Below are 10,674 nucleotides of genomic sequence, written 5' to 3'. Positions count from 1 at the left end.
CCCGTGAAGATGCGGGGTTCCTGCGGTCAGACGGAAAGACCCCATGCACCTTTACTATAGCTTTACGCTGGCATTTGTGTCGGCATGTGCAGGATAGGTGGTAGGCTTTGAAGCAGGGACGCCAGTTCTTGTGGAGCCGCAAGATGAGATACCACCCTTATCGTCATAGATGTCTAACCGCGGCATAACAGTGTCCGGGACCGCGTATGGTGGGTAGTTTGACTGGGGCGGTCGCCTCCCAAAGAGTAACGGAGGCGCGCGATGGTAGGCTCAGAACGGTCGGAAATCGTTCCTCGAGTGCAATGGCATAAGCCTGCCTGACTGCGAGACTGACAAGTCGAGCAGAGACGAAAGTCGGTCATAGTGATCCGGTGGTCCCGCGTGGAAGGGCCATCGCTCAACGAATAAAAGGTACGCTGGGGATAACAGGCTGATAATGCCCAAGAGTCCATATCGACGGCATTGTTTGGCACCTCGATGTCGGCTCATCACATCCTGGGGCTGGAGCAGGTCCCAAGGGTATGGCTGTTCGCCATTTAAAGTGGTACGTGAGCTGGGTTTAGAACGTCGTGAGACAGTTCGGTCCCTATCTGCCGTGGGTGTAGGAATATTGAGAAGAGCTGACCCTAGTACGAGAGGACCGGGTTGGACGAACCTCTGGTGGACCTGTTGTGGCGCCAGCCGCATTGCAGGGTAGCTAAGTTCGGACGGGATAACTGCTGAAAGCATCTAAGCAGGAAGCCTCCTTCAAAACTAGTATTCCCTTGAGAGCCGTGGAAGACCACCACGTCGATAGGCCGGGTGTGGAAGCGTAGCAATATGTGAAGCTTACCGGTACTAATAGCTCGATTGGCTTGATCGTTCTCATTAATCTATGTCCGCATAGACTGTGAAATTCGATCGGTTCAGAAATACACCAGACATCGCTTCTTGCATGGGAAAGCGATTGTCCAAACAACAAACCAGAATTCACTCATACGTTTTTCGCTGACCTTGTGGTTTTTGCGAGGAGCCCAAGACCCGATCCCATCCCGAACTCGACCGTCAAATTCCTCTGCGCCAATGGTACTAAGTCTCAAGGCTTGGGAGAGTAGGTCGCTGCAAGGTCTGCCAAAAACGTATGATCTCTTTAGATGTCGAATGAAATTTGAAAACCCCTCACCGGAAACGGTGAGGGGTTTTTGCGTTTTGGCGCCGGTCCTGCGGGTGCCTAGGCCGCGGCCTGCTTAAAGGCTTCGCTCGCCTGGTTGAGCGGCGGCGGCAAAATCTGACAATCACTCCCTTGGTCGGTGTTGACATATCGTCATCTTGTCATACAAGAATGGCTGTGTCGCAAGTCGGGAGGGTGAAATGCGTACTGCTGTCGTCAATCTGGGGTGCATCGTCAGTGGTGACTGGCGCCAGCCCCTGGCCAGCGGTGACACGATCCTCATGCAGGACGGCCTGATCGAGAGCGTCGGCACGGCTGACGCAGCCGCGCTGGCATCCTGCGACGTCGTCGTGGATGCGGCGGGCGCTACCGCCATGCCGGGCCTTATCGATTCCCATGTCCACATCACCTTCGGTGACTATACGCCGCGCCAGAAGACGGTGGGCTATCTGGAAAGCTATCTGCATGGCGGGGTCACCACGGCGATCAGTGCCTCGGAAGTGCATGTTCCCGGCCGTCCGTCCGATCCTGTCGGTGTGAAGGCCCTCGCCATCGCGGCGCAGCGCTGTTTTGCCCAATACCGCCCCGGCGGTATGCGGGTCTGGGCCGGATCGGTGATCCTGGAGCCCGGACTGACCGAGGCGGATTTTGCCGAACTGGCCGCCGCCGGCGTGTGGCTTGCCAAGGCCGGCTTCGGCGCCTTTGCCGATCCGCTGGACTATACGCCGCTGGTGGCCATGGCGCGCAAACACGGCATGATCACCACGCTGCATACCGGCGGTGCCTCCATTCCCGGTTCGTCCCCGATCGATGGCGAGCATGTGCTGGCCATCGATCCGCATGTCTCGTTCCACATCAATGGCGGGCCGGTCGCCATGCCCGATGCGCATTTCGAGCGCGTGGTGGCCGAAAGCCAGGTGGCGCTGCAGCTCTGCACGGCCGGCAATCTGCGTACGGCGCTGCTCTGCACCCGGCAGGCCATCGCCCATGACCAGTTCGACCGGCTGCTTATTGCGACCGACACGCCGACCGGGTCGGGCATCATGCCGCTGGGTATGTTCTACACCATCACCCACCTGTCGAGCCTGCTCGACCTGCCGCCCGAAATGGTCATCGGGGCGGCAACCGGCAACAATGCCCGGGTCTATGGCCGTAGTTCGGGATATCTGCGCCCCGGCCGGGATGCCGACCTGATCCTCGTGGATGCGCCACTCGGCGGCACCCAGGACAGCGCGCTTGGCGCGCTTCGTCACGGTGACCCGGTCGCCGTAGGGGCCGTATTCAGCGATGGCGTGCCGCGCTTCGTCGGGCGCAGCCGCAATACCCCGGCACCTACCCGCCCGATACGGGTTGCCGAAAACCGCCTGCCGCGCGATTTCAGCGCCGCGGCGCATTGAACCCATTTTCAAGGAGAAAGCCGTGTCCGACAAGAATCGCGTGATCATCAGCGGCGGCGGCCCCGTCGGCCTCATCTGTGCGCTGAGCCTGGCGCGCAGCGGCGTGCCGGTGACCGTCCTCGAGCGCTTTGCCAGCCTGCAGGAAGATCCCCGGGCCGCCACCACCCATCCCGCGACGCTGGAAATGCTGGGCGCGCTCGGGTTGGAAGAGGACCTGCGCGCTGCAGGCCTGGTGGCGCCGATCTTCCAGTTCTGGGATCGTCCCAGCGGAGAAATGGTGGCCGAATTCGATCACGCCCTGATCGCCGACGAAACCGCCTATCCCTATGTGGTCCAGTGCGAGCAGTTCAAGACGGCGCAGATCGTCCTCAGGCATCTGCGCAACGAGCCCATGGCCGAAGTGCTGTTCGACCATGAAGTGGTGAGCTTCGTGAGCCATGACGACCGGGTCGAGGTGACGGTCAAGACGCCGGACGGCCAGCGCCTGTTCGAGGGGCGCTATCTTGTCGGTGCCGATGGTGCCCGCAGTGCCGTGCGCAAGGGGGCCAATATCGAGTTCGAGGGCTTTACCTGGGCCGAGCAATTCCTGGTTCTCACCACGCCCTTCGATTTCGAAGCCAGCCGCGGCTATTGCTTCCGCAGCTATTTTGCTGACCCCGAGGAATGGTGCAATTGCTTTAAGGTCGCGGCCGATGGCCCTCCAGGCCTCTGGCGCACAGTGTTCCCGACCTCGCCCGACCAGACCGAGGCGGAACTGCTCTCCGATGAAGCCGTGCATGCCCGGCTCGAGCGCTTCTTCCCCAAAGACGGGGGCTACGAGATCGTGCATCGCAATCTCTACCGGGTGCATCAGCGCGTCGCCAAGACCTTCCGGCAGGGCCGGATCCTGCTGGCCGGTGACGCCTCCCATGTCAACAATCCGATTGGCGGCATGGGCCTCAATGGCGGCATCCAGGACGCGGTCAACCTTGCAGACAAGCTCGCCCGCGTCTGGCATGGCGCGTCCGATACGCTGCTCGACCTCTATGACCTGCAGCGCCGCACCTTGACCGTGGATTTCGTGCAGGCCCAGACCATCCAGAACAAGAAGCGGCTGGAGGCCAAGGACCCCGAGACGCGCCGGGCCAATCTCGATGAGATGCGCCGCATCGCTGCCGATCCGGTCAGCGCGAAGGCCTATCTCATGCGGGCATCCATGTTGGAAGCCAATCGGAAGGCCACGGCGCTGCAGGCGGCGTGACGGTTCCCAGCAAAGGAAAAGCAAGTGCAGCAAGATTTTCGCGACAGCCCCCTGTTCCGCCAGCAGATGTATATTGCCGGCGCGTGGTGTGATGCCCAGTCCGGCGGGACGCTGGATGTGGATAACCCGGCCACCGGCACCGCGATCGGCACGATCGCCAATGGCGGTGCGGCCGAGACCAGGCGCGCCATCGAGGCCGCGCATACGGCTTTCCTGAGCTTCAGCAAGACCACCGCGGGTGAGCGGGCCGAGATGCTGCGCCGCCTGCACCAGTTGATCCTGGAAAACCAGGAGGAGCTGGCGCAGATCCTGACCCGCGAGCAGGGCAAGCCGCTGGCAGAGGCCCGCGGGGAAATCGGCATGAGCGCGGCCTATGTCCTGTGGTTCGCCGAGGAAGCCAGGCGGGTCTATGGCGAAATCATCCCATCGCCCTGGCATGGGCGGCGGCTGCTCGCCACCCGTCAGCCGGTGGGCGTTGTCGGCGCCATTACGCCGTGGAATTTTCCCTCGTCGATGCTGGCGCGCAAGATCGCCCCGGCGCTGGCGGCGGGCTGTACCATCGTCTGCAAGCCGGCAACCCAGACGCCATATTCGGGGCTGGCCTGGGGCGAGCTCTGCGCCCGTGCGGGTTTCCCTGCCGGTGTGGTCAACGTGATCACGGGTTCCGCCCGCGAGATCGGTGGCGAGCTCACCAGCAATCCGCTGGTGCGCAAGATCACGTTCACCGGCTCCACCGAGGTGGGGAAGGTTCTGCTGGCCCAGGCGGCGGGCACGGTGAAGAAGGTGTCGATGGAGCTGGGCGGCAATGCGCCCTTTATCGTCTTCGACGACGCCGATATCGACCGGGCCGTGGAAGGCGGCATCAATGCCAAGTTCCGCAATACCGGGCAAACCTGCGTCTGCACCAATCGCTTCTATGTCCAGGCGGGCGTCTACGATGAATTCGTCGAGAAGCTGTCCCGCGCCACGCAGAAATTGCGGGTCGGGCCCGGGGCGGAGCAGGGGGTCGAATTGGGCCCGCTCATCGATTCCCAGTCGCTCGGCAAGGTCGAGGAATTGCTTGCCGATGCCGTCGGCAAGGGCGGCCAGGTGGTGACCGGTGGCCGGCGCCATGAACTGGGTGGCAATTTCTTTGAACCGACCATTATCGCCGAGGCCAGTGCCGCCATGCGCTTCTCGCGCGAGGAAATCTTCGGGCCCCTGGCGCCGGTGTTCCGCTTCGAGACCGAAGAGGAGGCGGTGCGGCTGGCCAATGATACCGAATATGGCCTGGCCTGTTACTTCTACACCCGCGATCTGGGGCGCGCTTTCCGCGCTTCCGAGGCGCTCGACTATGGAATTGTCGGGGTCAATGAGGGGCTGGTAACCACCGAGGTCGCGCCTTTTGGCGGGGTCAAGGAATCCGGCATGGGCCGGGAGGGCTCACGCCACGGCATCGAGGATTATCTCGAGGTCAAATATGTCTGCATGGGCGGCCTCGACGCGTCCGCCGCCTGACGCTCCGCCAAATGGAGAGCACCTTGCCCGTCTTTGAACTGGTGATTGTCGTCGTCAGCCTCGCCTGTGGGGGAATCCTGAAGGGTGCGACCGGGGCGGGGGCGCCGCTTCTGGCCGTGCCCGCTCTGGTCGCCTTTCACGATGTCCGTTTTGCCATCGTGATCATGACGGTGCCCAACCTCATCACCAATGCGATGCAGATGTGGCAGAACCGGCAGCATCATCTGCGCGCCAATTTCCTGGTGCCCTTCCTGCTCTCCGCCGCCATTGGCGTGACGCTGGGCACCTGGGCGCTGGTGGGGCTGGATTCGCGAACCCTGTCGCTGGTCGTCGCCCTGGCGGTCGTGCTCTATCTCGTGCTGCGGCTGACCAAGAGCAATTGGCGGCTGAGTGCGCCGCTGGCGCTTCGGCTCGCCGCCGTTTTCGGCTTCATAAGCGGTGTCGTCCAGGGCTCCGCGGGCATTTCGGCGCCGGTTTCCCTGAGCTTTCTCAATGCCATGGGGCTCGACCGGCAGAGTTTCATGAACACGACATCGATGCTGTTCGTGACCTTTGCGTCGGTCCAGTTGCCGGCGCTTGCCTTCACCGGTGTCCTCACCCCGCTCGGCTTTCTCCTGAGCTGCGTGGCGCTGCTGCCCATGCTCATGGGCATGTCCTTCGGCACGTTTATCGCCCGGAAGATTTCCCGGGAGGTCTTCGACCGGCTGGTCATGCTGCTTCTGGCGGGGCTTGCCGCGAAGATGCTGTGGGAAGCGTTGATCCCGGCTGGCTAAGGTTGACTGCCATATTATTGTATGACAAAGATCGATAGTGATATTTGGAGCTGTTCCATGGACTTTAACATCCGCCGCACCTTCACCCTGATCGACGACAAGCGGGTCGAGGCTGGCCGGCAGGCCAACGTGCCCCTGCGCAAGGTTGCGGTCATTTACATCCTCGAAAACCCCTATATCGGGCGGTATGTCGAGGACCTCTCCCCGCTGATCGAGGCCAGCGAAGGCCTTGGGCGCCAGATGGCCGCCAGTGCCGTGCGGGCGCTGGACGGCATGGGGGTGCAAAGCTACGGCAAGGGTGGCGTCGTGGGATTGCTGGGCGAGCAGGAGCATGCCAATGCGCTGCTCACCACCACCTTCGCCAACCCGTTCCGCGAGGCTATTGGCGGCGCCAAGGCGTGGATTTCGTCGATGACCAAGGTGGCCGCGCCCGGCGCCGTGATCGACGTGCCGATGAACTGCAAGGACGATGTCTATGTCCGCTCCCACTATGACGGCATGACCCTGCTGATCCCCGACGGCCCGATGCCCGATGAAGTGGCGATCATCTTCTGCATGGGCACGGGCGGCCGCATCAATGCGCGCGTCGGCGGCATGCGCTACGAAGAGATCCTGGCGTCGGCATGAGCAAGGACGCGGCGCCGCATCCCCTCCTGATCGAGCCGGATGCCGCCTATCGCGCCGGCACCGCTACCCCGAGCAGCGTGCTCGCCGCCCATCTGGCGGTGATCGATGCGCGCGAGTCCGAGATTGCCGCCTTCACCGCGCTCAACCGGGCCGGTGCGGCGGCGGCGGCCGAAGCCTCGACCCGTCGTTGGAAGGCGGGCGAGCCGTTGTCGCCGATCGACGGCATGGTGGTGGGCATCAAGGACGTCATCGAGACGGAAGACATGCCCACCGGACAGGGCTCGCCGATCTGGGCGGGCTTTCACACCCGGCGCGACGGCGCCGCCGTGCAGGCTTTGCGCGAGGCGGGTGCTGTGGTGCTGGGCAAGACCACCACGACCGAATTCGCGACGCGTCACAGTTTTGCCGCGACGCGCAATCCGCACGACATAGAGCGGACGCCGGGCGGCTCGAGCAGCGGTTCGGCCGCAGCGGTCGGCGCAGGCATGCTGGGCGGCGCGCTGGGTACCCAGGTGGTCGGCTCGATCATCCGGCCTTCCAGCTATTGCGGCGTGGTCGGCTACAAGCCCAGCTTCGGCGCGCTTAACCGGGGCGGCGCCAATGACCAGTTGAGCCAGAGCTGCCTGGGCACGATCGCAACGAGCCTGAACGGCGCCTGGGGCCTGGCGACGGCGATTGCCTCGCGCGTCGGCGGGGATCCGGGCCGCGTCACCCTTAGGGGTAGCGAGCGTCTGCCTGCCAGTCGGGCACCGCAGCGGATGGCGCTGCTGAAGACCGCCGGATGGTCGCAGATCGAGCCGGGCGCCAGGATCGCGCTCGACCAGGAGATCCATGCCATCAGGCAATCCGGCGTGGAACTGGTGAGTGATGAAGACGGCGAGCTTGCCGAGCTGGAAGCCGCACTTTTGGACGCATGGCAGCTGACGGAGCGTATCCTTTCGTGGGAATTCGCCTGGCCGCTGCGCAGCTATCCCCACGAAAAACTCAGCCCGCCGATGCAGCAGCGGCTGGCGGCCGGCAAGGCGATGAACCGGGACGACTACGAGGCGGCTTTGGCTCGTCGCGATGCCATCCGGCAGCGTTTCGGCCGTCTGGCGGAGCGTGTCGACTGCTTCGTCACCCTGGCGGCAACAGGGGCCGCGCCGCGTGTCACCGACAATACGGGCAGCCCCGCCATGAATGTGCCGGCGTCCTTGCTCGGCGTGCCGGCGCTCACCCTGCCGATCCTGCAGGATAGCGGCTTGCCCATGGGCCTGCAGCTGATCGGCAGGAACGGGCAAGATGCCGATCTCATGGCGGTGGCGCGCTGGCGCCTCGAACACGCCTGAAACTGGTCGGAAGGACCGCGAAATGTACAAGATGATGGTTGCGGACGTTGACTCGCCTTCCTATTTCGTCGCCACGGCCGCGGTTAAGCTTGGCTTTTTCCAGGCTGAAGGCGTCGAGATCGAGTTCATCCCGGAATATGGCGCCAAGCACGGGCCGGAAAAGCTGCGCGATGGCTCCATTCATTTCTTCGGCGGGCCGGCCTTCGCGGCGACGCGGGCGTTTCCGATGTGGAAGGGCGCCAAGCTGCTCTGCGCCCTGTCGCAATATTCCTACTGGTTCATGGGCATCCGCAAGGATATCGAGATCGAGCGCGGCGATATTGCCGGCCTCAAGGGCCTGCGCGTTGCCTCGTCATTCGCCTTTCCGCGCACCGCGCTGAAATACATGCTTTCCGAGGCCGGAATGGACATGGACCGCGATGAGGTCCAGATCGTCGAGAGCCTGGCGACGCATTCGGAGTGGCACAGCCTTGATGGCATAAGGGCGATCCGCGAGAACCACGCGGATGCGTTCTGGGGCAATGGCATGCGGCTGGCATTGGCCGAGAAAGCCGGTCTCGCCAAGCTGCATCTCGACTTGCGGCGTGGTGACGGCCCGCCGGGCGCGCGGTTCTATAATTTCGCGGCGCTCACCACCACCGACGCCCTGATTGAAAAGGAGCCGGAAGTGGCCGCCGCGGCCATCCGCGCGATCCGGGCCACCCAGCGCGCGCTGCAGGCCGATCCCAATCTCGCACGAAAGGTCGGTGACGATCTCTTCCCCAAGGACCAGGCTGAGCTCATACCGGTGCTCGTTGCCCGGGACGCGCCGTTTTATGACGCAAGCATCGGGCCGGACGCCATCGAAGGCCTCAACAGGTTTGCCATGGCGAATGGTCTGTCCAAGCGGATGCTGGCTCCTGAAGACATAGTCGCCACGCAATTCAGCGCATTGTGGTCCAACTGACCGAACGGGCTGGCGCCGGTTCCGGCGCGAGCAATCAGCGGGCGCTTGCCGGTATTTCGAGGGAAAGCTGGCGCACCGCCGCTTCCCTGGCCCGCGCCACGTGGTTCGCAGCGGCTTTTTCGGCCCGCTCCGCATCCCGCGCCAGGATCGCGCTGCACATTTCCTGTATTTCGGCCACGCTGTATTTCAACCGGCCCGGTTCACTCAGGGATTTGCTGCGCAGGAAGGCCACGCGCGCCATGAGCTGGCGCACCACCCCCTGCAGGACCGGGTTGCCGGCGCCATGCAGCAGGGTGTCGTAGAACAGGCTCATGCTCGACAGGAGCTTGTGGCGATCATTCGTCTCGGCGGCTTCACCGAACTCCCGGGCGGCCAGGGTCAAGGTGCTGAATTCGGCTTTGCCGGCACGCTCGATGAAGGCACGAACGACGGCGGTTTCGAAGATGGCCCGCGTTTCGTAGATGGCTTCGGCCTCGGCCAGGCTTATGGAGGCGACTGTGGGGCCCCGGCGCGGCTCAACCGTGACCAGCTGTTCGCTCTCGAGCTGGCGCAGAACTTCGCGCACCGATGTGCGGCTGACGGCCAGTGCTTCGCAGAGTTCGCGCTCGATAAGGCGGGTACCGGGCGGATACCAGCCCTCGATGATGGCGTTGCGCAGCTTGTCCAGCACCTGCTCCCGCAACAGGGCTCGTGGCTGTACGATGCGCAAATCGGGCATGTCCTGCACGCCCGATGCTCCTCCCCCCCAAGCGGTTGCCGGCCCCCTCCATCTTATTCATCGTCGCTCTCCAGTTTCTGGCCGGCCTGCTGCGCCGAGAAGCGCGCGCCGCGCCTGAGGAATATCATATAGGTGCCGCGAAACCAGCTTTCGCTCGCCAAACGGTCCCGCCAGGGCGTGTTTCGCGCGGCAGCACGCGCCGGGCTTTCCAAAGCCTGCGCGGAAGCCAGGTGGTGCAGGGCAATATGGGAATAGTCATGCGGAGCGCCATCGACGATTTCATATCGGCGGCAACCGAGCCATTGGGGCTCCTGCAGCAGCTTGGGCACATGATCCTCGGTGTACCAGGCGTTGAAATCCGCTTGCCGATCCGGTGGAACGGTAAAAAATACGGGATAGAGCACGGGGCTTTCGAGAACCTCCGTATCACTGATGCCCTCCTGCTGCTGCCAGCTGAGCAGCTTGCCGGTGTAGCGCGTGAAGCCCGAAACATCGCGAAGCATGCGCGCCGTGCGCTCGCTCGGCTCACCCTTGATGCGCTTATACTCCTCGGTCTGCAGGGCGGTCGGCGCTTCCATGTCGTACACCGCCAGGAAGCCCGGACCCTCCTGGCGATTGTAGCGCTGTGCGCCCAAAAAGCCCGGCGCCGCCATCCTGACCGGGATGTGCTCTGTATCATACCAGTCGTGAAATTCGGCTTCCCAACTGGGCTCGGGCGTCATCTCGGAGAAAAGTATACCGCCAGGTCGCATCATTACCTCTCTTGACGTGACAAATCTTGTATGACGATACTACGTCATCTCGTCTGTGATTGTCCAGCAAAGGGAAACCTGAGGAATCCGCAATCCACATTCAAGGCCACCGGCCCGCTCCGTCTCAAGGCGTGGGTGCATGGACAAGGCACGAGCCAGTCGGGCTCGACCTGCGGCCGAACAGGACCTGGCTTGGGATGATCGGGTTTCGGGCTGCCGCATCTGGAGGAGAAGGTGCCGAGGCGG

9 protein-coding genes and 2 rRNA genes (1 of these 11 cut by a window edge) are annotated in these 10,674 nt (G+C 63.4%); 9 read left to right on the top strand and 2 right to left on the bottom strand.

Going from position 1 to position 10,674, the window contains the following annotated elements; translation table 11 throughout:
• The 9 genes from FPZ08_RS13565 to FPZ08_RS13525 all read left to right on the top strand — a co-directional run.
• A 23S ribosomal RNA gene (locus tag FPZ08_RS13565) occupies window positions 1–862 on the top strand; it begins 1,861 nt to the left of the window's first position.
• Window positions 863–991: 129 nt separating this feature from the next.
• A 5S ribosomal RNA gene (rrf, locus tag FPZ08_RS13560) occupies window positions 992–1,107 on the top strand.
• A gap of 243 nt (window positions 1,108–1,350) precedes the next feature.
• A complete protein-coding gene (locus FPZ08_RS13555; RefSeq protein ID WP_146290508.1) occupies window positions 1,351–2,547 on the top strand; it encodes an amidohydrolase family protein in 1,197 nt (398 codons plus the stop codon).
• Window positions 2,548–2,569: 22 nt separating this feature from the next.
• Window positions 2,570–3,787 (top strand): FAD-dependent oxidoreductase, encoded by a 1,218-nt coding sequence (locus FPZ08_RS13550; RefSeq protein WP_210246801.1) that lies wholly within the window; start codon window positions 2,570–2,572, stop codon window positions 3,785–3,787.
• Between the two features lie 66 nt (window positions 3,788–3,853).
• On the top strand, window positions 3,854–5,284 hold the full coding sequence (locus FPZ08_RS13545) for an NAD-dependent succinate-semialdehyde dehydrogenase (protein WP_146293162.1): 1,431 nt from the start codon (window positions 3,854–3,856) through the stop codon (window positions 5,282–5,284).
• Between the two features lie 23 nt (window positions 5,285–5,307).
• Window positions 5,308–6,057 carry a sulfite exporter TauE/SafE family protein gene (locus FPZ08_RS13540; RefSeq protein ID WP_186767000.1) on the top strand — a complete coding sequence of 250 codons (750 nt, stop codon included), beginning with the start codon at window positions 5,308–5,310 and terminating at the stop codon, window positions 6,055–6,057.
• Window positions 6,058–6,114: 57 nt separating this feature from the next.
• Complete coding sequence (locus FPZ08_RS13535) at window positions 6,115–6,684, top strand: amino acid synthesis family protein (protein ID WP_146290505.1); 570 nt, start codon at window positions 6,115–6,117, stop codon at window positions 6,682–6,684.
• On the top strand, window positions 6,681–8,012 hold the full coding sequence (locus FPZ08_RS13530; RefSeq protein WP_146290504.1) for an amidase: 1,332 nt from the start codon (window positions 6,681–6,683) through the stop codon (window positions 8,010–8,012). The genes FPZ08_RS13535 and FPZ08_RS13530 overlap by 4 nt, the downstream gene beginning before the upstream one ends.
• 22 nt (window positions 8,013–8,034) lie before the next feature.
• On the top strand, window positions 8,035–8,958 hold the full coding sequence (locus tag FPZ08_RS13525) for an ABC transporter substrate-binding protein (RefSeq protein ID WP_186766999.1): 924 nt from the start codon (window positions 8,035–8,037) through the stop codon (window positions 8,956–8,958).
• Window positions 8,959–8,992: 34 nt separating this feature from the next.
• Here FPZ08_RS13525 and FPZ08_RS13520 read toward each other — a convergent pair whose 3' ends face one another.
• Both FPZ08_RS13520 and FPZ08_RS13515 read right to left on the bottom strand, forming a co-directional pair.
• Window positions 8,993–9,676, bottom strand: a complete 684-nt coding sequence (locus tag FPZ08_RS13520) for a GntR family transcriptional regulator (protein ID WP_246132915.1) — start codon at window positions 9,674–9,676, stop codon at window positions 8,993–8,995.
• Window positions 9,677–9,729: 53 nt separating this feature from the next.
• On the bottom strand, window positions 9,730–10,398 hold the full coding sequence (locus FPZ08_RS13515; RefSeq protein WP_186766998.1) for an EthD domain-containing protein: 669 nt from the start codon (window positions 10,396–10,398) through the stop codon (window positions 9,730–9,732).
• Between the last annotated feature and the right edge of the window lie 276 nt (window positions 10,399–10,674).

It is taken from the genome of Devosia ginsengisoli (assembly GCF_007859655.1).
GTDB lineage: Bacteria > Pseudomonadota > Alphaproteobacteria > Rhizobiales > Devosiaceae > Devosia > Devosia ginsengisoli.
Note: the sequence above shows the minus strand (reverse complement) of the source record. Positions and strands in the feature narration are given on the sequence as shown.

What these genes read in the sequence shown, in the direction of transcription:
- FPZ08_RS13555 (WP_146290508.1), top strand. Translation starts at nt 1,351, where the DNA reads ATGCGTACTGCTGTCGTCAATCTGGGGTGCATCGTCAGTGGTGACTGG.
- FPZ08_RS13545 (WP_146293162.1), top strand. Translation starts at nt 3,854, where the DNA reads ATGTATATTGCCGGCGCGTGGTGTGATGCCCAGTCCGGCGGGACGCTG.
- FPZ08_RS13535 (WP_146290505.1), top strand. Translation starts at nt 6,115, where the DNA reads ATGGACTTTAACATCCGCCGCACCTTCACCCTGATCGACGACAAGCGG.
- FPZ08_RS13530 (WP_146290504.1), top strand. Translation starts at nt 6,681, where the DNA reads ATGAGCAAGGACGCGGCGCCGCATCCCCTCCTGATCGAGCCGGATGCC.
- FPZ08_RS13525 (WP_186766999.1), top strand. Translation starts at nt 8,035, where the DNA reads ATGTACAAGATGATGGTTGCGGACGTTGACTCGCCTTCCTATTTCGTC.
- FPZ08_RS13520 (WP_246132915.1), bottom strand. Translation starts at nt 9,676, where the DNA reads ATGCCCGATTTGCGCATCGTACAGCCACGAGCCCTGTTGCGGGAGCAG.
- FPZ08_RS13515 (WP_186766998.1), bottom strand. Translation starts at nt 10,398, where the DNA reads ATGACGCCCGAGCCCAGTTGGGAAGCCGAATTTCACGACTGGTATGAT.